9 protein-coding genes and 1 pseudogene are annotated in these 22,178 nt (G+C 69.4%); 3 read left to right on the forward strand and 7 right to left on the reverse strand.

Features of this window, described 5'->3' with window-relative positions; translation table 11 throughout:
* Positions 1-111 precede the first annotated feature (111 nt).
* From E1294_RS52715 to E1294_RS15465, 3 genes are all read left to right on the forward strand, one after another.
* The gene (locus tag E1294_RS52715; protein WP_165977301.1) at positions 112-354 is read left to right on the forward strand and encodes a hypothetical protein; all 243 of its coding nucleotides are present in this window, start codon (positions 112-114) and stop codon (positions 352-354) included.
* A 186-nt stretch (positions 355-540) separates the two neighbouring features.
* Positions 541-1,068, forward strand: coding sequence for a pyridoxamine 5'-phosphate oxidase family protein (locus E1294_RS15460; protein WP_132509078.1), 528 nt, complete (start codon positions 541-543; stop codon positions 1,066-1,068).
* 162 nt (positions 1,069-1,230) lie between these two features.
* A complete protein-coding gene (locus E1294_RS15465; RefSeq protein WP_132509080.1) occupies positions 1,231-3,750 on the forward strand; it encodes an excinuclease ABC subunit UvrA in 2,520 nt (839 codons plus the stop codon).
* 345 nt (positions 3,751-4,095) lie between these two features.
* On the opposite strand, the gene E1294_RS52720 is transcribed toward E1294_RS15465, so the two are convergent.
* The 7 genes and pseudogenes from E1294_RS52720 to E1294_RS15495 form a co-directional block, all read right to left on the reverse strand.
* Positions 4,096-4,245 carry a transposase gene (locus E1294_RS52720; protein ID WP_165977298.1) on the reverse strand — a complete coding sequence of 50 codons (150 nt, stop codon included), beginning with the start codon at positions 4,243-4,245 and terminating at the stop codon, positions 4,096-4,098.
* A 146-nt stretch (positions 4,246-4,391) separates the two neighbouring features.
* Positions 4,392-4,934, reverse strand: a pseudogene (locus E1294_RS58040) (transposase); the annotation flags it as partial.
* A gap of 1,259 nt (positions 4,935-6,193) precedes the next feature.
* A complete protein-coding gene (locus E1294_RS15475) occupies positions 6,194-11,131 on the reverse strand; it encodes a non-ribosomal peptide synthetase (RefSeq protein WP_165977302.1) in 4,938 nt (1,645 codons plus the stop codon).
* 19 nt (positions 11,132-11,150) lie between these two features.
* Entirely contained in the window at positions 11,151-11,903 is a 753-nt protein-coding gene (locus E1294_RS15480) for a thioesterase II family protein (protein WP_165977303.1), read from the reverse strand.
* Positions 11,890-13,200 (reverse strand): MFS transporter, encoded by a 1,311-nt coding sequence (locus tag E1294_RS15485; protein WP_165977304.1) that lies wholly within the window; start codon positions 13,198-13,200, stop codon positions 11,890-11,892. The genes E1294_RS15480 and E1294_RS15485 overlap by 14 nt, the downstream gene beginning before the upstream one ends.
* 2 nt (positions 13,201-13,202) lie before the next feature.
* Entirely contained in the window at positions 13,203-16,424 is a 3,222-nt protein-coding gene (locus E1294_RS15490; RefSeq protein ID WP_132509090.1) for a non-ribosomal peptide synthetase, read from the reverse strand.
* Complete coding sequence (locus E1294_RS15495; RefSeq protein WP_165977305.1) at positions 16,418-22,090, reverse strand: non-ribosomal peptide synthetase; 5,673 nt, start codon at positions 22,088-22,090, stop codon at positions 16,418-16,420. The genes E1294_RS15490 and E1294_RS15495 overlap by 7 nt, the downstream gene beginning before the upstream one ends.
* Between the last annotated feature and the right edge of the window lie 88 nt (positions 22,091-22,178).

Here is a 22,178-nt window from a genome sequence, read left to right on the forward strand (position 1 = left end):
ACCTGGCTGATCCAGGAGGAGTAGATCGGGGTGAAGTACAGCACGAAACGCGGGTGGGGCCAGCCGCCAGGCATGCACCACCAGCGCCTTATGCGGGGAAGGTTGTCGCAGATGAGATGGACCGCCCAGGCCCGGCTCGACCTGGCGGTCGATCTCGTCCAGGAAGTCGCGGAAGTCGACGGCGCGGCGACGGGCCGACAGTTCGCCGATCACCCTGTCGGTAGCGGTGTCGAGCGCAGCGGACAGACGGCCACCCGGGCCGCCGGTGTTCCGATGGGGGACTCCCAAACGGAACACCCACGAACGGCCAGAACTCCAGCCACAAGACTGGGGGTCGTCATCGAGACGACGTGACCGCTCGCCACTCCAGGCGGCGGCTGGGACAAGTCCAAAGGAAGGACGCCGGCCGGGCGCCCCGGCGGTTTTCGCAGGACGGCCGAAAAACATGACACAAGACGTCGGGTTTTAGAGCGATCATCGGTTCACCGGTCAGCGCCGATGGCGCGTGGACCGGGGCCCCACGGATAGACAAGGACCTCAATGCGCGAAACCCTCGAGGAGCTCAAGGAACTTCAGGCTCTCCTCGAAGCCTCCCTTTCCCGCTCTACCTTGCACCTCCGCTCGATCATCAATACCGAGAACACCCTGACCTCGGAGCAACTCACCCGGATCCTGACCGGAATGTGCACCCTCGCCCTGGCCACCGTGACGGCGAAGGGCGAGCCGCGGATCAGCGGCGTGGACGGGCACTTCCTGCACGGCAAGTGGCACTTCGGCACGGCGCCCGGCGCCGCCAAGGCCCGCCACCTGGCCGCCCGCCCCGCCGTCAGCGCCGCGCACATGCGTGGTGAGGACCTGGGCGTGTTCACCCACGGCACGGTGGAGATCCTCAACCCTGAGGACAGCGAACCGGCCGAGGACTGGCCGGACCTGCTCGCCTACCTCAAGGATTTCTACGGCGACTTCTCCGACTGGGGCAACGACGTGGTCTACTACCGGCTGCATCCGCACTGGATGACCGCCTACGCCCCCGGCGTCGACAAGCTCACTTCGGTGCTGCGGTCCTGATCTGCAGCACGGGCCGCCTCGAAACCGGCCACGTGCTGAGGCGTCTGGTGAAGCGGCCGCTCGCCATCGTGACGAGCGGCCGCGTGGTGGCGTGATCGGTTTGTTCGGCATGGGTGGGTGTCTGCCTGCCCATGTTCTGTGTTGCGAGAGGATGGACGAAGGTTGACTGCGTTCGTACAGGACGTCGCGGGTATCGAGTGCGAGACCATCGAGGTGGTGGGGGCCCGTACCAACAATCTGCGGGACGTGTCGGTGAGCATCCCCAAAGGGCAGCTTGTCGCCTTCACCGGAGTGAGCGGTAGCGGCAAAACCTCGCTGGCCATCGATACCCTGCACAATGAGGCGCAGTTGCGGTATCTGGAGGGGCTTTCGCCGTTCGTGCGGCAGTACATCACCCAGCGCAACCGGCCGAAGGTCGACCGCATCCTGGGACTCGGCGCGACGCTCGCGGTCGACCAGCGCCGCCTGAACCGCAACCCCCGCTCCACGGTCGCGACGATCACCGGTATCGATGGGCACCTGGGGCTGCTGTACTCGCGCCTTCCGGGAATCGGCGCGGACCCGGCGGCGGAGAGCGGGCACGGGCATCTGACGACCGCTCACTTCGACCGCAACACGCCGGAAGGGAGCTGTGCGGACTGCCACGGCGTGGGCGGGCGATGGCAGGCGCAGGAGGACCTGGTCATCACCCACCCGGAGCTTCCGCTCTTCGAGGGGGCCTCGCCCTGGTACGCGAAATGGCGGTCGGGGGAGCATGCGTTCGTGCCGGCGCTCGCCGAGAAACGCGGCGTGGACCTCGGCCGGCCATGGCAGTCACTGCCGGAGGAGTTCCGTCACTGTGTGCTGTACGGCACAGGTGAGGAGAAGATCGAGGCGACCGTCAACATGACGAACAAAAACGAGACGGCCCAGGTGACCTACACCTCCAGCCAGCCGCTGCGGGGCGCGCTCGCCGAGGTGGAGCGGGTGTTCGTGAACGCCCAGACCTCCAGCGCCAAGCAGCGCTACCTGCCGTACATGCGCAAGCAGCCGTGCGGCACCTGCGGCGGCAGCGGGTACGACCAGATGGCCCGGTCGGTGCGGCTCGGCGGGCTGACCTTCCCCGACCTGCTCGAGGTGGACGTACAAAAGGTACGCAGCTGGGCGGAGCGGGTGGCCGGCGACCTGGGAGCCCGGCAGCGCGAGGTGGGCGAGCCGCTGCTGCAAGACCTGGGCCGCAGGCTCGCGATCCTTGACCGGCTCGGCCTCGCCCATCTCCAGCTGTCCCGGAGCGCGGCGACGCTGTCCGGGGGTGAATTACAGCGAACCCGGCTCGCCGCGCAGCTCAGCACCGAGCTGAGCGGCATCGTCTTCGTCCTGGACGAGCCCGGCACCGGGCTGCATCCGGCGGACAAGGCACACCTGCTCGACATCGCCCTGGAGCTACGCAAGGCCGGCAACACGGTACTCCTGGTCGAGCACGACCCTGAACTGATCGCCCGGGCCGACTGGGTGATCGACATGGGGCCCGGCGCGGGCCGCCTCGGCGGTGAGGTCCTGGTGTCGGGGCCTCCCGCCAACGCGGCCGCCCACCCGACGTCATTGACCGGCCGCTACCTGGCCGGCGAGGGGCCACGGCTACGCCGGACCCGCCGTCCGGCCAGGGAGGACACCGGCTGGGTGGAGCTGCATGACTTGCGTGCGCACAATGTGACCGCGAACCTGGTGCGATTTCCCGCTGGCCGGCTCACGTGCCTGACCGGGGTGAGCGGCAGCGGCAAGAGCAGTCTGCTCGGCGCGCTCGCGGCGAGCGTGGAGGCCGCCCTGAACGGGACGATGACCGACACGGTGCGACAGGTGACTGGCCTGGAGGGGTTCGATTGGGTCGCCGTCGTCGATCAGGAACCGCTCGGGCGCACGCCGCGGTCCAACCCGGCCACCTACAGCAAGGCGTTCGACATTGTCCGCAAGCTGTTCGCCGAAACCGACATGGCGCGCGGGCGCGGGGTCAATGCCTCCTGGTTCAGCTTCAACACCGCGGGTGGTGGCCGATGCGAAACCTGCACCGGTTATGGCCGCAAGCTGGTCGACATGCACTTCCTCCCGGATGTGTGGGTGGTCTGCGACGCGTGCGAGGGTCGGCGCTACAAGCCGGAGGCTTTGGAGATCAGGCATCAGGAGCTGGCTATCGATCAGGTGCTGGAGCTGACCGTCGCCGAGGCTGTGGAGCGGTTCGCCGAGCCCCGGCAACTCGCGGAAATCCTGGGAGCCTTGAACCAGGTCGGGCTTGGCTATCTCCAGCTCGGCCAGAGCGCCACAGAATTGTCCGGCGGCGAGGCGCAACGGCTGAAGCTGGCGTCCGCGATCCAGCGCGGTGCCGCGGGCCGCAAGGCCGGCCTTGTCGTTCTCGACGAACCCGTTTCGGGTCTGCACCCGTCTGACATCCAGCGTGTGGTGGATGCGCTCGATGTGTTGCTCGACTCGGGCAACACCGTCGTCGTGGCCGAACATGACATCCCCGTCGCCGCGTCCGCGGACTGGGTGATTGACCTGGGGCCGGGGGCCGGTCCGGACGGGGGCGCGGTGATCGCGGAGGGAACCCCGGACGCCGTCGCGACCGCGGACACTCCGACCGCCGGTTTCTTCCGGCGGTACGCGGCGGGCCTGCCGCTCCTGGAAGTGCGAGAAGACGCGTGCTGCTGAGAGGGCGGGGCGCGTCTTGCTATGTGGCAGATCCCCGAACGGGTGTGCCGCATCGACGGCTTCCTGGGCCGGGCCCCGCCGCCGACGCCCTGCTGCAGCGAGCCATCACGGCTGCCTGTGGCGCGGGCATGGCCCTCTCCTGATCGAGGGTCAGGGTCGGCTGGAGCATCTGCCGTTCGGTCTCCGCCGACGACTTCACGGTGCCCTGAACTGCTGACCGCCATCGAAGCGGCGCGCGGCATGGTCGAAGACAGCCTCGGGCCTTCGCGGACACCACCTCGCGGACCGGCCTCCAGACCACCGGGGAATCGAGGAGGAAGGTCGCCAGGGCCGGGGCATCCCCCATCAATCCTCGTCGTAGGCGTCGTCGGCGTCAGGATCACGCAAGGCCCGCCGCCCGCCGCCCAGCTGCGGACGTTGAAAGGAGTAGCGGCCGTGCACGTTGATGTGCCGTCTGATAAAGGGACTGAGCCGGGCCGCGTCGTCATCCAGCACCGGATACAGCGGTCTTCCTCAGGACCCAAGGGTCGCCGGCCGCGGAACCGTTCTGGATGCGCCTGGAAGGCCGCGTGGAGCGTGGCGATCCGGCGGGCCTGAACGTGCACGGCGGTGCCGTCGTGCACTGAGGCGGGCGTGTGCATCGCGATCCCGGAATGACGATGCTCGTGATTGTAATAGCGGAAGAACTGGCCGCAGAAGACGTTGGCATCTTCGATGGACCCGAACCGTCCGGGAAATGCCGGGTAATATTTGAGTGTGTTGAACTGCGCTTCCGAGTACGGGTTGTCGTTGGACACGTGCGGCCGGGAATGCGATTGATCGATGCCGAGCAGTGCGAGCAGGCCGGTGACGGTGTCAGAGGTCATCGACGTGCCACGATCGGCGTGGATGGAGCGAGGCGCGACGGCGTCGTTGGCGGCGATGGCGTTCTGGATGAAATCTTTGGCCAGCGTGCCGTTCTCGGTGGGCCAGGTCTCCCAATGAATGACTTTGCGGGAGAAGATGTCGATGATGACGTACAACAGATAGTAGACGCCTCGCACCGGGCCTTTCAATTTGGTGATTTCCCACGACCACACGAGGTTGGGGCGGTCGGCCTCCAGTTCGGGTTTGCTGGTCGGCGGGCATACGGCCTGGGCACGCCGCTCGCCGCTTTGCCCGCGTTCGCGCAGCAGGCGGTACATGGTGGCCTGCGAGCACAGGTAGACACCCTCGTCCAGCAGGATCGCCCACACCTGGCCGGGCGACTTGTCGGCGAAGCGGGCAGAGTCGAGCACCGCCAGCACCTGCTCGCGCTCGGCGTCGGGCAGTTCGGCCGGGTGGTGGAACGGGCGGCGCGGCCCCTGCACGGGCGGGCGCGGGTTGCGATGGCGGTGCACCGTGGCCCGGGACTTCCCGAACAACGCGCATGCCCGCACCGTGCCGACCGACTTCTCCAGGGCCGGGAAATACTCGTCCAGGACCCGGTTCACCTCGTGTCGGAGTCCGCGCTGCTTGAGGTGTCTGAAGCAGCGCGAATGCTTTTCCCGCTATATCCAGCGCGGTTTTGGTCCTGCCCAGGTCGCCGGCCAGTTTCTCGTTACGGGACTCGAGTTTCGCGGTGTCGGCCTTAAGTTTCTTATTCTCGGCACGCAGCCGGGCCAGTTCCCCCGACTCGGCGCTCTTGTCCGGCCGGCCGGACGTGGCCGGGAGTGTTCCGTGCTCGGCCTGCTTTCTCCAGTGCACGATATGGGAGTGATACAGCCGTTCCTTGCGGAGCAGGGCGCCCCGCTCGTGCTGCCTTCGGGCAGCGCGTCGAAAGCGGCCAGGATCCGCGCCTTGTAGGCCTTGGTGAACGTCCGTCGTTTGGGCCGGGCCGGCTGCTCATCGGTCACCTGACTATCCTGCCCCGTCATGGCGCTCTGGTCGGCGAGGGTCATCGTCACTGTCTCGATCGTCCTGTCTCGCCCTGCTTCACATCAAAAGAATTCATCTGTCCCATGTATCACAGCAGTCTGACAGAGAGGGCGGCGGCCCCGGCAACGACACCCTGGAAGACACCTCCGGCACCGACATCATGAGTGGCAACGTCGGCAACGACGACATCAATGTCCAAGACGGCCAAGGCGGCGAACCGCCAACGGCGGCCTGGGCACCGACACCTGCACCACCGACGCGGGCGACACCACCAGTAGCTGCTGATCCCGCCATCACACGTGCCCGGCTCTCAGGCGGGAGCCGGGCATCCCGCTGTCCTGCCCCCGTGCGGCGGCTTGCGGAGCGGTACCACATCTCGTTTGACCCGATCCGGAACCATCCTCGGCCAGATAGCTCTGGGTCTCCCCGGCCATTTATCGCCGGAGCTCACATCTCTGGACCGCGAACGGCTGGTGCCATTTGGCAGCCGACGAGGCCGGCGGGTGTCCGCCAGCCTGTCGGTGCGTTGCTACCAAGCATGCGCTCGTCAGCGGCGAATCGTCCCTGTTGCTCGGTGCTGGGAGCGGTCGATGCGGCCGATGGCCTCGACAGTGCCGGCTTCCGGGGACTGCTGGAGCGTGTCGATGCGGGCCGCTAGATCACGGAGGCGGGGGAGCGCGAACAAGTCCGTCAAGGAGATGCCCGCGTTGAGACGTTCCCGGATCCGGGTGACAACCCGCAACGCCGCCAGTGAATGCCCGCCGACAGCGAAGAACTCCGCGTCCCGGCTTACGTCGGAATGGCCCAGAACCTCGCTCCAGATAGCGGCCAGGGCCTTCTCGGCAGGCGTCGCGGGCTCGCCGCCCTCACTGCCGTCGGCTGCTGCCGGGCGTGGCAGTGCGCTGCGATCAATCTTGCCGTTGGGCGTCAACGGGAACGCCTCCACGCCGTCCATGATCATCCAGACGGACGGCAGCATCTGAACGGGCAGCGTCTCCGTAAGCGTCGTCCGCAGGGCCGCAGGGCTGATAGATGCTCCAGGTCTCGGAATGACGTAGGTCACCAGCCGCCTGCCACCTGCCGGGTCGGCATCCGCCATCGTCAAGGCGTCTGCCACCTGCGGGTAGGCGCGGATCGCGTGATCGACCTCGTCCAGCTCTATCCGGGTCCCGCGGATCTTGACCTGGCCGTCCATACGGCCGAGGAATTGCAGGCGGCCGTCGTTCGTCCAGCGCACCAGATCGCCTGTGCGATAGCCGCGCGATCCGTCGGGCGCCGTCATGAATCGTGCTTCGGTCAGTTCGGGGCGGTTGAGGTAGCCACGGCCCACGGCTGCTCCGAAGATCAACAGCTCTCCTGGGGTGCCCCGGGGGACGAGCCGGCCGCAGGTGTCCACCACGCTCATCCGGGTGTTCGCGATCGGCCGGCCGATGGTCACCGACTGGCCCGGAGCGATCTCAGCGTACGAGACCGAAATCGTCGTCTCCGTGGGACCGTAGCCGTTGAACACCCTGACGTTCAGGGCGAGAAGTGCTTCGGCGAGCGACTGCGGCATCTCCTCGCCACCGCACCAGATCTGCCGCAGGGTCGGGGGCGGCGCCGAAGTGTGGGTCGTATACAGCCGCAGGGCGGCAGGGGTGACGTCGATCACAGTCGCGCCGTGGCGGCGGATCAGCTCGTGCAGGACCGCCGGATCCGCTGTCGCCTCCGGGGCGATGGCCGTCCGCCCTCCCACGGTCAACGGCAGCATGAGCTCGCGCCCCGCCGGGTCGAAGGACAGGGACGTGAGGGCGAGGAAGCAGTCGTCGGCACCGAAGCCGTGGCTTGCGGCGTACGCATCCATCTGGTTGACCAGGGAGGAATGCTCGATCATGGCCCCCTTGGGGTGGCCGGTCGAGCCGGACGTGTAGATGACATAGGCGAGGTCGCCGCCGTCGAGCCGCACGTCGGGCCACTCCTCGTCGGCTGCCTGGGTGCAGTGGTCCGCGTGGATCACGTCCACCTGGTCGCCGGTCTTGATGTGGCCTGCCGCATCACCTGCCGTCAGCAGATGAGTCATTCCGCTGTCGGCAATCATGAACTCCAGCCGCTGCGCCGGATATCCAGGGTCCAGCGGCACGTACGCGCCGCCTGCTTCCCAGACCGCGAGCAGGCCGGCCAGCATGAGGCGGTCGCGCGGCATGCACACGCCGACCAGCGAGCCCCTGGTCACCCCGCGGTCGCTCAGGACGGCGGCCAGCCTGCGGGAATGGTCGGACAGTTCGGCGTACGTCCAGCTACCCTCCGCATCCTCCACGGCAACGCTGCCCGGAATCCGCTCGGCCACGGTGCGGATCTTCCGGGGCAGTACGGTCGGATCGTGGTGCCGGATCGGTCCGGTGCCCAAGGCGGCCAGCGCGGCGCGCTCGTCGGGACCGATTACGTCGAAGTCGGCCACAGGCTGCCGGGGGGCATCGCAGGCCTCCTCCAGCACGCGGCACAGCTGGTCCGCGAACCGCTCCACGGTGGCCGCGTTGAACAGCTCGGTGGCGTACTCCACCTGGCCGGCCAGTCCGGTTGTTGTGGGGACGAAGCGTACGGTCAGGTCGAAGTGAGAGGACGTCACCGGTTCCGGCTGCCGCAAAAGCTTGGCGCCCGGCAGGTCGAGCGCGACAGCCGGCACGTTCTCCAGCACGAACAGCGCCTGAACCAGCGAGGTCGAGACCGACGAGCGCTCCGGCTTCAGCTCCTCCACCAACTGTCCGAAGGAGACCTCCTGGCGTGCCAGCCCGGCCAGAGAGTCGTCCTTGACCCGCCGCAGCAGCTCTGCGAAGGGGGGGTCGCCAGCGAGGTTGGCACGCAACACCAGCGTGTTCACGAGAAAGCCGAGAAGGCCTTCGGACTGCACCGTGGTGCGATTGGCGACCGGCGAGCCGACCAGGAATCGCTCCTGACCGCTCCACCGGTTCAGGACGATGTGGTAGGCCGCGAGCAGGGTCATGAACAGCGTTGCGTCATGCTCACGTCCCAGCCGTTCCACACGGTGCAGGAGGTCAGCGGGTATGTGGAAGGACCAGGCCGCACCCTCGAAGGTGCGCACGGCAGGACGAGGGCGATCAAACGGCAATTGAAGGACGTGCGGGTAGCCGGCGAGGTCGTGGACGTACTCGTCGCGCAGTGCGGTCACCTGCGCTGAGCCAGCGCGCTCGTGCTGCCGGCGAGCGTACGTGCCGTACTGCACCGGCGCCGCCACGGCCGGCCCCGGCGATCCAGCCAGCCGGGCGCGGTAGTGGGTGGCGACCTCTTTGAGGAGCAGGCCCATTGACCAGGCGTCTATGACGAGATGGTGGAGGACGAAGACGAGACGGGTCTCGGGCCCGGCGTTCACCAGCGCCACGCGCAGCAGGGGCGCGCTGGACACGTCGAACGGCCGGGACGCCAAGGCGGAGACGGCTTCCTCGACGGCCGCCGGACCCTCGGCGTCGACCAGCTCCACGTGCGGCCGGAGCTGCTTCTCCACGATCTGGACCGGGTCGCCGTGGACCACGGCGAAGCGGGTGCGAAGGATCTCGTGTCGCGCAACGACCTCGCCGAGTGCCCACTCCAGTGCGTCCAGGTCGATCCGGCCCTGGACCCGATACACGTCGCTGACGTTGTGGATGGCCGTGCCGGGCGCCAACTGGCCGGCCAGCCAGAGTTGCTCTTGATTCGGCGAGAGCGGAGCCGGCTCCAAGGTCCCTTCCCCCTCGGCCGGACCACCGGTGTCCGCGGTCGCGACAGCAGAGTCGGCGCCTGTGTCCGCTACCCGGTCCGAGAGCAGAGTGGCGAGCGCGCGGGGCGTTGCGGCGGTGAAGAAGTCGCGGTATCTCAGCTCGGCCCCGTACCGGTCGCGGATGCGCGCGAGCAGCATGGTCAGTTGCAGGGAATGCCCGCCGACCGCGAAGAAGTCCGTGTCGGCGGATACCGGGAGACCTCCCAGCACCACGGCGAACAGTGCGGTCAGTTCGTCGACGGCGGCTGCTCCGTCCGCCGCGCCTGCCGGAGCGTGGTCGTGCGGGGGCTCCGGCAGCGCCTCCCGGTCGAGCTTGCCGTGGGGCGTCAGCGGCAGCTTGTCCAGCGCGACCAGGGTGTCCGGCACCAAGTACGGAGGGAGCGCCGCGGCCAGCGATTCTCGCAGCCCTGGCACGTCGCCCAGCCCCGGCCCGGGGACGACATAGCTGACGAGGCGCAGCTCACCGTCCGGGCCGGTCCGGGCCACCGTGACCCCGTCGCGTACGCCGGGTAGGACCCGTAGCACCGCGTCAACCTCCGCCGGCTCGGCCCGATAGCCACGGATCTTGACCTGGTCGTCGATGCGGCCGAGGAAGTCGAGGGTGCCGTCCGGGTTGAGGCGGGCCAGGTCGCCGGTCCGATAGGCACGGCGGGCGAAGGGCGCCGAGACGAACTTCTCCCGCGTCAGCTCGGGTTTGCCCAGATAGCCGCGGGCGACACCGGTGCCCGAGATCCAGATCTCGCCGGCCTGCCCAGGGGCGGCGAGCTGGCCGTTCTCACCCACCAGGTGGATGCTCGTCCCCGCGATCGGCTTGCCGATGGAGGGTGGAAGAGTTTCCCCGTTCGGGTCCGAACCGGCGGGTGCGACGATGCCCGACGTGGCCACGACTGTGCATTCTGTGGGCCCGTAGTTGTTGACCAGGGTGTAGGGAAGGTCGACCGGCCGGGTGCGCAGCCGGTCGCCGCCGGTGAGCAGCAGCCGTAACGGCAGGCGGCCCCGATCCGGGTGCCGGATGGCGTACTCCGCCAGCAAGGTAGGCATGAACGCCACAGTGAGGCGCTCGGCCGCGCACCAGTCGAGCGTCTCGTCGAAGGCCTTCCGCACCTGGTCTGGGGCGACATGCAGGCTTGCCCCGGCCGCGAGTGCCGACCACACCTCCCAGACGGCCGCGTCGAAGCCGGCGGCCGCGAGGTGGGAGCAGCGGTCCGTGGGGCCGATCCCGAAACTGTCGCGGTGCCAGCGCACCAGGCCGGCCAGTTGGCTGTGCTCCACCATCACGCCCTTGGGCGTCCCCGTGGAGCCCGAGGTGTAGATGACGTACGCAAGGTCGTCGAGCTCTGGCGGTGCGGGCCAGTCGGCGGAACCCGTACTGTCGAGCAGGTCCGTGCGGACGACCTCCGCTCTGCCCGCCGGGATGCGTCGGGCCAGCGCGCTGGTGGTCAGCAGCGCTGTGCAGCCGCTGTCGGTGGCGAGGAATTCGAGGCGCCGTGTCGGATACCCCGGATCCAGCGGCAGATACGCGGCGCCCGCCGCCCACACGGCGAGCAGTGCGGCGATTCCGTCGCTGCCACGAGGTGTACAGACGCCCACCAGGTCGCCGCGCCGTAGGCCACGCTCGCGCAGCGCGGCCGCCAGGCCACCAGCCCGCGTGACGAGGTCCGCGTACGTCAACTGCCCGTCCTCGGCGCTGATCGCGACCTGGCCAGGCTGCCGGGCGGCCATCCGTCGGACCATCGAAGGTACGGTCTCAGGCTCACCGGACGCTGTCATGGGTGCCTCCCTGGGCAAGGTGCAACGTGTCGTCGAGCAGCGCGGCGACCGTCCGCGAACTGCCCGTACCGAAGGGGAAGAAATGGCCGCCGTCCAGCATCCGGACGGCGAAGTCGCCGGTCACGGACCGCTGCCAGGCGCCGGCTTCGGCCGCCGGCACGCTCTCGTCGCTGCGGCCCAGATAGAGCCGCAGCGGGCAGGGCAGCGGCACGGCCCACGCATCGGTGTAACCCTCGGCTGCGCGCAACTCCGTACGCAGCCGGTCCAGCACGGCATCGAGCAACTCCGGTTCGTCGAAGACCTCCTGCGGAGTGCCGCCCAACTGGCGCAGCAGCTCGCGCAAGGTGCCGTCGTCCTCCCGGCTGAACCGGCGTCGCGGCGGCGAGGATGGGGCCCGGTAGGCCATGGCGACGAGGGCCGCCAACCGGTCTGCGGCACCGGCCGCCACCAGGTGCTGCGCCGTCTCGTAGGCCAGCACGGCTCCGCGGCTGTGTCCGGCCAGTACCAATGGGCCCTGGAAGGTGAAGAGTTCGGGCAGTAACAAGCGCGCGGAATCCGCCAACGCGCCGTCGCCGACGGCGAGGTGCAGCGGCCAGGGGTCGACGACACTCAGCCGGACGTCCCGCCCGAGGTGCCCGGCCCACTCGCGGAAGTGCGCGGAGGAGCCGCCCGCCCCCGGGAACACCACCACATGGAGCCGGGCGCCGAGTGCCTCTTTGAGGCTACGGATGTACAAAGTCGCCTCGCGATTCGTCCTCATCGCCGCCGTCGGGGCGGCGTTCGGGGCCAGTGGCCGGGCCGTCCTCGGCCGTTATCCTGACCCGTCGCGGCAGCAGCCAGGCCGCCGCGAGGATGTGCCCCAATGCGCCGATGACCAGCGTCGGCCTGATGCCGATCCACTCGCCCGCGAGTCCGCCGGCCATCGCCCCCAGCGCGTATGCGCCGTACGTGATCACGTAGTTTCCCGCGTGCACCCGGCCCTGCATGCGCGCCGGCGTCACCTGCTGGCGGTAGGTAAGCTGCGTCGTGGAGAACACGATCATGCCGATCACGAAGATGCCGTGCGACGCCACCAGGTACACGCTGACCAGAGGGAGCGGGCCCTGTGCGAACGGCAGTATCAAGCAGCCGGCAGCCATCACGGCCTGGCCGGCCACCAGAGCTCCGGACACGCCCAGCCGGGCGGTGACCCGTGAGGTGAGGAAGCCGGTCACCAGCGCTGTGCAGCTAGCCGCGCTCAGCAGCAGCCCTGCCAGGAGCGGGCTGAGCCCCAGGCCATCCATGACGAACAACAGGTAGAGAGACACCATCATCGCGCTGAAGAAGTTGCTGGTCGCGGCGCACAAGGTGATGGCTCGCAACTTCGCTCCGCGCAGAACGAACCTCAGCCCTTCCCAGATCTGCGGCTTCTCGTGGACCTCCGTATCGGGCGCCCTTCCCGGCAGCCTCACCCGGGAGATGAAGCACGCCGACACCGCGTAGCTGACGGCATCGACGATCACCGCGAAGGGCGCGGTCAGCGCTTGTACGAGCGCGCCGGCCAGCGAGCCCCCCGAGACCTCGGCGAAGGTGGTGACCTTCTGGAGTTTGGTGTTGCCGTCCAGCAGCCTGTTGTCACGCAGCAGGTCAGGGACGTACGCCTGACCGCAGATGGCCGAGAGCACGCTGAACGTGCCGACCAGGAAGGCGATCACCACCAGGGCCGCGATGGAGAGCGCGTCGAGTACGTGCAGCACCGCGATGGCCAGCAGAAGGACCATGCGGGCGAGATCGCAGTAGACAAGGAGCGAGCGCTTGGCGAAGCGGTCGATGAGGGTGCCGAAGTGCAGCCCGAACAACAGTGCCGGAAGGAACTGGCAGAAGAACAGGACACCCTGGTCCAGAGCGCCGGCTCCCAGGCTGAGGATGGCGATCACCGGGATCGCCATCGAGGTGATCTCACTCCCGATCAGGGATATGGACTGTCCGGTCCAGAAGCGTGCGAAGTCCGGTTCGTCACGCAGCCTGAAGAATTCGCCCTGCGTCCTCGCCATCGTCATGGCCGTCCGCCGGTACGTGCGCCGCGGCGCCTGGCTGCCGTCTCCTGCATCGAGCGGCGCTGTGCCGCGGGCGAGCGGGCCGGCGGGCCGCCGGTCGCGCCCGCCCGGACGGCGAGCGCGGCGATGCTGGGATACGCGAAGAAATCGGTCAGCGGCACGTCGATGCCATACCGGCGGGACAGCTCCTGCTTGACCCGAACCGTCGTCAGCGAGGTGGCCCCGAGGTCGAAGATGTTCTCGGCGACGCTCACCGAGGGGACGCCGAGCACGTCGCACCACACGTCGTGCAGGTCGCGTTGCAGCCCGTCAGCGGGCGGCGCGTGCCCGCCGGCCACCGTGTCCGGCTCCGCCAGTCGTGCCACGGCCTGGCGGTCGCTCTTACCGCTGGGCGTCCGTGGCAGGCTGGACAAGGTGAGCACACGACGCGGGACCATATGGTCAGGCAAACGGCCGCGGGCCCACTCTCGGGCCTCGCGGGTCAGGTCGCCGGGCGGTGCGTCAGCCGGGTCCGGGACGACGGCCGTGACGAGCAGCCGCTCACCGGAGGCGTCGGTCCTCACAGCGGTGAGGGAGTCCCCGATTCCCGGGTGCGAACGCAGCACGGCGTCTATCTCGTCCAACTCGATGCGATTTCCCCGGATCTTGACCTGGTGGTCGGCCCGGCCGAGGAACCGCAAGGTGCCGTCGGGGTTCCAGCGGGCCAGGTCGCCGGTACGGTAGGCCCGCGTCCCGTCCGGTCCGGTCGCGACGCGGCCGGCAGCCGTCGCGGAGGAATCGGTGAAGCCGCGCGCGACGCCCGCGCCCGCGATCCACAGCTCGCCGACTGCGCCGATCGGGGCGAGGCCCCCCGCTGAATCGACGACAAATACCCGGGTGCGGTCGATGGGGCGGCCGATGGACACCGTGGCAGGGTCCGTAATCTCGGCGCGTGTGGCCCAGATCGTCGTTTCGGTGGGCCCGTACACGTTGTGCACGCGCACCCCGAGCCGCAGGAGCCGGCCGGCCAGGGCCGTGGACAGCTCTTCGCCGCCTGTCAGTACCTGTCGCAGTTGCGGCGGCGGGGTATCGGCGTGGTCGCAGTAGAGCCGCCAGGTGGTCGGGGTGGCCTGTGCGATGGTCACCTCCTGATCACAGAGCACCGCGTGCAGCCGCTCGGGGTCGCGGGCGGTGTCGGAGCCGGTCACCACGACGACTCCGCCGACCACAAGCGGCAGGAAGAGCTCCAGCCAGGCCGGGTCGAACGACATGGACGTCAGGGCGAGCATGCGGTCGCCCTCGCTCAGGCCCAGCGCGTCAGCGAATGAATCGATCTGGTTGGCCAGCCCTCGGTGTTCGATCAGGACGCCCTTGGGCTGCCCGGTCGACCCGGAGGTGTACATCGTGTACGCCAAGTCCTCCGGCCGGGCGGGCGGCAGGTCAGGGGAGGCGGAGCCGGATGGGGAGAGGTCCTCGACGAAGACGACCGCGGCGCCGGGCCCGGGTCCGGTCCAGTCGGCGAACGGAAGTGTGTCCGCGAGCTCCTTGGTCGTCAGCAGCAAGCGGCTCCCGCTGTCCTCGGCCATGAACGCCAGCCTGGCCTGCGGGTAGCCCGGGTCGAGCGGCACATACGCGGCCCCGGCCGTCCACACTCCGAGCAGCGTCGAAACCATGAACCTGCTGCGCGGCAGGCACACGGCGACATGGTCCCCGCGACCGGCACCGAGTCGCAGCAGGGCGGCTGCGACGGCGTCGGCGTGCTGCAGCAGCTCACGGTAGCTCCACGAGCCGTCGGCATCCGTGACAGCCACCCGGTGGGGGTGGGTGCGCACGTAGCGGCGGATCCGCTGGGGGAGCGGCTCGGGCGGCCCGGCGGGCTCCCGTCCGGCGCCGAGGCGTAGCAAGTCGGCCCGCTCGGCGGGACCCAGGATGTCGATCTCCGACACCCGGCGGCCGGGGTCCCTCGCCAGCTCCGCCGCGGCAGTCCGCAAGTGCTCAGCCAACCTGTGCGCTGTTCGGGCCTCGAACAGCTCGGTGGAGTAGAAGATCTCTCCGGTCAGCCTGCCGTCGGTGGCCGGAGTCAGGTTCACGGTGAGGTCGACCTGCGCCGTAGCCGTCTCCAGATCTTCCGCCACCAACCGCGTGCCGGGCAGCTCCAGTCGCCCGGCCGGGGTGTTCTGCCAGCCGAACATGACCTGGACGAGGGGATTGTGCCCGAGACTGCGCTCAGGAGCGAGCTCCTCCACCAGCCGCTCGAACGGGACGTCCTGCCGGGAGAACGCCGCGATGCACCGGTCCCGTACGCGCTCCAGCAACTCCTCTGCGCGGGGGTCGCCCGTCAGGTCCCCGCGCAGTACCAGCGTGTTGGCGAAGAACCCGATGAGCTCTTCCGTCTCGCTGCGTGTGCGACCCGCCACGGGCGTGCCCACCAGCAGGTCCGATGCCCCGGACCACCGGCTGAGCACGAGAAACCAGGCGGCGAGCATGGCCATGTAGAGCGTCGCCCCAGAGCGTTGGGCGAGCCGCTCCAGTGCGGACACCGTCTCGGCAGGGATGTCGAAGCGGTGCACGGCGCCGACGAAGGACGGCACCGCTGGACGCGGCCGGTCGTACGGGAGCTCCAGCAGATGCGGCACCCCGGCCAGCTCGTCCGCATAGGCGCGAAGCTGCCGGGCGGCATCTGCGGATTCGGCCTGAGCCCGTTGCCAGATCGTGAAGTCGACATACTGGAGGGGCGGCTGGTCCAGCCCGGGTACGGTGCCGTCGAGGGCGGCCCGGTAGAACTCCGAGATCTCGGTGACGAGCACGCCCATCGACCAGCCGTCCGCGACGAGATGGTGCAGGACGAACGCCAGCACGCTCCCCTCGGTCCCGCGGATCAGGGTGACCCGGACGAGTGGCGGCCGGGACAGGTCGAATGGCTCGCACTCGAAGGCGTGGAGCGCGCGCCGGACGTCTTCGGTGTCGATGACCTCGACCGTCGGCTCCGCGGCCGGCACCACGATCTGGACGGGTGCGCCGTCAGCGGAGCCGAACGACGTGCGCAACGACTCGTGGCGCGCCACTACGGCCGTGATGGCCTGACGCAGGGCTTCGACGTCCACCGTCCCGTCCTGCACGCGGTAGCAGCGGGCGACGTTGTGCTGTGGGGTACCGGGCACCAGTTGCTCGACGAACCACAGCCGCTGCTGTGCGAACGAGGCGGGATAGGCCTCTGGGAGCGTGCTGTCGCCGGTCACCATTGCTCCTCCCTGTCCATGATCGCCGAAAACGCTTCGCCGCGCGCCATCGTGGCCACCAGGAGGTCGTTGTCCACCACCGGAGGGGAGGCAGGCGGGCGGTGGTCGAGCAGGTGCCCCATCGGGAGGTCGAGCGCACCGGGATGAAGGCCGAGCGCGGCATCGCGCAGGGCCGTCAGATACTCCGCCAGCCGGGCGGCGGGTTCGTAGCCGGAGAGGACGAGGTCCACCCGGGCGTCGTCGCTCGGGAAGGCGTCCAAGCGCAGCCGGTGGTCCTGTCGTGCATACGCGACCGGGGCTTCGTCCACCAGCCGGAACCCGGCATCGCTCTCGCCGACATGGGCCGGCGGGGCGTTCTGGTAGACGACGTAGGAGTCGAAGAGCGCCCGACCTTCCCGCACGCCCGCCAGGTCGTCCAGGACGGGCAGAGGGATCATGTCGTGTTCCATCAGATCGAGGAGTGCTGACGACGCTCCACACAGCCAGTGCCGTACGGAGTCGCCCTCGCCGGCCGACCAGCCCACCGGAAGCGTGTTCATGAACATCCCCATGGCGTGCTCGATGCCCGGCACCTCTGCGGAGCGCCCGGAGGTCGTGACCCCGAACTGGGGCTGTCCGCGCACGTCGAGACGCGTGTGCACCGCTCCCCACAGCCCTTGGACACCTGCGGCGGAAGTGACGCCTGCCGCCCGGCAGGCCGCGGCGAACGGCCGCATGGTGGCAGAGTCCAAGGTGGTCTGCACGACGTGGAAGTCGCGATTGGACAGCCGCTCGACGGGTGTCACCTCGAAGTGCTCCAGCGACTCAGCCCGTGCGCGCCACCAGTCGCGCACGCCACCGGCTCGCATCTGCTCGGTGCGCCACGCCACGTAACGGCGGTAGTCGAACTCCGTGGCCGGCGGGAGAGCCCCGCCGGTGCTCCCGGCCAGACGGTGGTAGGCGTCCAGGAAGCGGCCCAGGTAGATGGTGAAGCTCCAGCCGTCCAGCCGGCGGTAGTCCATGGTGATCACCCAGCACCCGTGCTCCGGTCCCAGCCGCAGGAACGCGAACCTGGTCGGGATCTCATCGGCTGGGTCGAAGCCCCGCTCGCAGTCGGCCACCAGGAAGTCCCGCAGCATGCGCTCGGCGTCGCCGCGGCCTGACCAGTCGTGCTCGATGATGGAGCCGGCCTCCGCGATGCCAGGGCGCTGGACCGGCCCGTCGGCAGTGGACACCAGCCCGGTGCGCAGGATCGCGGTGGTGGCGATCGTCTCGTACCAGGCATCTGCGGCCGCCTTCGCGTCCACGGCGCCGTGGTAGCGCAGTACGCGCTGTACGACGAAGACGCCGTCCGTGCCGCGGCCCGGGAGCCGGCGCAGCATGTGCTGCTGCAGCGGGGACGCCGGGACGAGGCCGTCCGCATGCTGCGTGGCTGGGCGAGACCCGTCGACCTCATCAGGTGAGCGGCCCCTCGTGTCCAGGAACTCTGCCAGCCGCTCCACCGTCTGATGGGCGAATATCGAGCGGATCAGCACGCTGTGGCCCGCCTGGCGCACCCGCGCGGCCACCCGGGTGCTCTTGATGCTGTCGCCTCCGAGCTCGAAGAAGTTGTCCTGCGCGTAGACCTCTGCGACGCCGAGTACCTCGCAGAAGGCGTCCGCCACCAGCCGCTCGGTAGGGGTTCGCGGCGCCGTGCGGCCAGTGGCGGCCGGCTGCGTGGCAGGTATGCGAGCCACCGCGGCGCGGTCGATCTTGCCGCTTTCGGTCGTGGGCAGTGCGGTGACGGGGACCACCGTGCTGGGGACCAGGTAGTCGGGAAGCAGCTCGCGCAGCCGATGACGCAGCAACTGGGGCAGGGCACGCAGCGCCTGTCCCGCAGCCGGGGAATTGGTGTGCGGCGGGCTGACCGGATGCCGGACGACGATGGGGGCGCTCGCCTGGTGGAACAGCGCCGCCAGGCTGCCGGGAACGCCCGACGGAGACCATGTGACCTGGGCCTCCAGACCCAGCTCCTTGGCCAGTTCGGCCAAGTCGTCGGGGTGGATTCCGCCCTTTGCCGCCGTCCGGGCGTTGGGGATGCCGTCCACCGCCAGCACGCGGCCGCCGGCCGCCTCCAGCGCCGCGCGCAGCCGCTCGAGCGTGCCGACGGCGGTGGACCAGTCCATGTACTCCGCAGCCTCGGCCGTCTCCTCGTGAGTGGAGAGCAGGACGTCGTAGCGGTAGGTGGTGAGCTCGTTGCCGGCCCGCCCCGGCTTCACCGTGACCCGCGCGTGCCGCAGCGGCAGCACCGTGTCGGCGAGCTCAGCGAAGTAGCCGGGGTCGATGAGCAGTTCGGTCTCCTCCGCCGCCCGGCGGCCCGCCTGCGCGGCCAGCCCCGCCGCGTCGCCGGCGGGGTCGTGGTGCCGGAGTACGGATCGGTGGAAGGCCCCGGCGAGCGCAAAATTCCTGACATCGCCGACGAAGATGCAGCCGCCGGGGTTGAGCAGCCCGGCCGCGGAGCGCAGTACGTCGCTCAGATAGTCCTGGGCCGGGAAGTACTGCACGACCGAGTTGAGCACCACGCAGTCGAAGGAGCGGCCCTCCTCCTTCAGCACGGACAGCTCGTGGGCCGCCAGCCGACGCAGTTCGAGCCGGTCGGTGAGGCCGAGCCGTGCTGTCTCGCCGGCCAGATGCTCCAGGCCGACAGCGGAGACGTCGACGCCGAGATAGCTCTCGGCACCCGGTGCCAGGCGCAAGGCGAGCAGCCCGGTGCCGCAGCCGACCTCCAGGTAGCTGCGGGCCCCGGTGGCGCTGATCGCGTCGACTGTGGCGTTGAGCCACTCCACCATTTGCGCCTCGGGTATCGGCTCGCCGGTGTAACTGCTGTTCCAGCCCTTGAAGTTCAGCCCCGGCGAGTGCGTCGGTTCGCCCTCCTCGTATGCCCGGTCGAATACGTCGGACCAGTCGGCCACGGTGGCCGCCTCACGTCTGGCGCCCAGCCGGGCGGTGTCCGCCACCACGTAAGCCACAAGCTGACCGTCGCCGGCAGCATCCGTGCGCAGCAGCACGACCGCGTCCGAGACCTCCGGCTGCCGGCGCAGGCAGGTCTCCACCTCGCCGGGTTCGACCCGGAAGCCGCGCACCTTCACTTGATCGTCAATGCGGCCGAGGAAGTCCAGCAGTCCGTCCGGGCGTCGGCGGACCAGGTCGCCGGTGCGGTAGACGCGGTCACCGGCGCTGCCCGAGAAGGGGTCCGGCAGGAAGCGCTCCGCGGTGAGATCCGGCCGGCCGAGGTATCCGCGGGCGACCTGCACTCCGCCGATCCACAGCTCGCCCGGCCGGCCGACACCGACCTCATTGCCGTACTCGTCCACCACGTACGCCCGGGTGTTGGCGACCGGCCCTCCGATCGACGGCACTCCGGCAGCCGGATCCCATCGCCAGTACGTGACGTCCACCGCGCATTCGGTCGGCCCGTAGAGGTTGTCGACAGCGATCCCGCAGTCGGCGTGGACACGTTCGCACAACTCCCGGGACAACGCCTCTCCGCTGCAGAAGATCCGGCGCAGCGCGCCGCCCGCCAGTGTCTCGGACGCCAGCAGCGTCGACAGCGCGGTGGGCACGAAGTGGAGATGGGTGATGCCGAAGTCGCGGATCTCGAAGGCCAGTTGCCGCGGCTCCCGATGTGCGTCGGGGGAGGCCAGCACGAGCGTCGCCCCGTACATCAGGGGCCAGAGGAACTCCCACACGGAGACGTCGAAGGTGTAGGTGGTCTTCTGCAGCACCCGGTCACCGGCCTGCAACCCATACTCCCGCTGCATCCACACGAGGCGGTTGAGGATGGAGCGGTGCTCCACCATCACGCCTTTCGGCTCTCCGGTGGAGCCGGAGGTGTAGATGACGTAGGCGAGGTCGTCGGAACCGCCGTCGAGCCGTGGCCAGGACGGGTCCTGCTCTCCCAGCAGCCGCAGCGTCGCGGGGTCGTCCAGGCAGACGATGGCGATCCCGGGGTCAACGCCCGCCAACGCCGACCGGCAGCTTGTCGTGGTCAGCAGGACCTCCACGCCGCTGCCACGGACCAGCTCCGCGATGCGCCCGGCGGGCTGGCCGGGGTCGAACGGGACGTATGCTCCGCCGGCGGCGAGGACGCCGACCAGAGCGGGTACCAGCTCCGGCGAGCGGCGCAGGCAGAGACCGACGAGCCGGTCCGTTCCCACCCCGTGCCGGGAACGCAGCAGTCGCGCAATGCGCCCCGCGCGGTCGGAAAGATCCTTATAGGTCAATTCGAGGCCGGCCGCTTGCACGGCGATCCGGTCGCCATATGCTGCGGCCCCGGCGGCGATGCGATCCGTGACCCTGGTTCCTGGCCGCAGGTCGCTGTCCGTGTCGTTCCATTCGGCCAGTTGCCGTCGTTCGGGCCCGGTCAGCATCGGCGCGGTCGCGATACGCCGCCCGGGTTCCGCGACCAGTGCCCCGAGGAGGTGGAGGTAGTGATCGGCGAAGCGGGCGGCCGTCTCGTCGTCGAAGAGGTCGACGGCGTACTCGACGAAGCCGGTGTATCCCTCGTCGCGGGGAAAGAGCTCCAGCGTGAGGTCGAACTTGGTGGTGCCGGTGCTCGCGGGAAGCGGCTCTAGCCGCGCGCCGGCCAGCTCCATGGCGCTGGCCGGCGCATTCTGCAGGATGAACATCACCTGGGCGAGCGGGTTGTGGGACAGCACCCGCTCCGGAGACAGCTCTTCGACCAGCCGCTCGAACGGGTACTCCTGGTGGGAAAGGGAGTCGAGCCAGGTTCGCCGCACCCGATCGACCATTTCCGCGAAGGTGGGATCGCTTGAGAGGTCTGCCGGCAGCACCAGCGTGTTCACGAAGAACCCGACGACCGATTCGCACTCCACCCGTGGCCGGTTGGCCACGGGGGTGGCGCAGGTGAACCGGGAACGTCCGCTCCACCTGTGCAGCAGAACGTCGAACGCGGCCAGCAGCACCATGTACGGCGTCGCGGCGTGCTCGCGGGCCAGCCCTTCTACCGCGCGGCGCAGGGCCGCAGGCACCTCGAACCTACGCCGGCCGCCCCTGAAGCTCTGCACTGCGGGGCGCGGCCGGTCCGCGGGTAGCTCAAGGACCTCGGAGCTGCCCGACACGGCGTCCTTCCAGTAGCGGGCGTGCGCTCGGTACCCCTCGGTGTCCTCCTGGTCCCGCTGCCAGAGCGAGTAGTCGAGGTACGTGATCGGAACCGGGGGAAGCTGGGCGGGCGTCCCGGCGGCGAACTCGCTGTACAGAGCGGTGAACTCGCGTATGAAGACGCTCAGCGACCAGCCGTCCGCGACGATGTGGTGGATGACGATCGCGAGCACGGACTCGGCCGGGCCGGTGCGGACTAGCAGGACCCGCAACAGCCGGCCGCAGGAGAGGTCGAACGGCTCGCGGAAGAAGTCGGCCAGCAGCCCGTCGACGGCTGTGTCCGAAGCCGTTTCGGTGCGCACGTCCGTGATGGCTTCGGAGGCGGGGACGATGATCTGGACGGGTTCGCCGTCCACGCTCTCGAACCGGGTGCGCAGCGCGGGATGCCGATCGACCAGGCTGTGAACGGTGCGCTGCAGTGCCGACAGGGACACGTCTCCGGTGACGCGATAGCTGCCGGCGATGTGGTAGGCGCTGCCGTCCGGAAGGAACGAGCTGAGGAACCAGATCCGCCGTTGCCCTGCTGACATCGGCGCGTGGGTTCGACCCGTCCGCGGGATCGCCGACGTGGAGTGCCCTGCCCCACGGCCCCGGCGCAGTGCGGCCAGCCGTTCTCGC

The organism is Nonomuraea diastatica (assembly GCF_004349015.1).
In the GTDB taxonomy this organism is placed as follows: domain Bacteria; phylum Actinomycetota; class Actinomycetes; order Streptosporangiales; family Streptosporangiaceae; genus Nonomuraea; species Nonomuraea diastatica.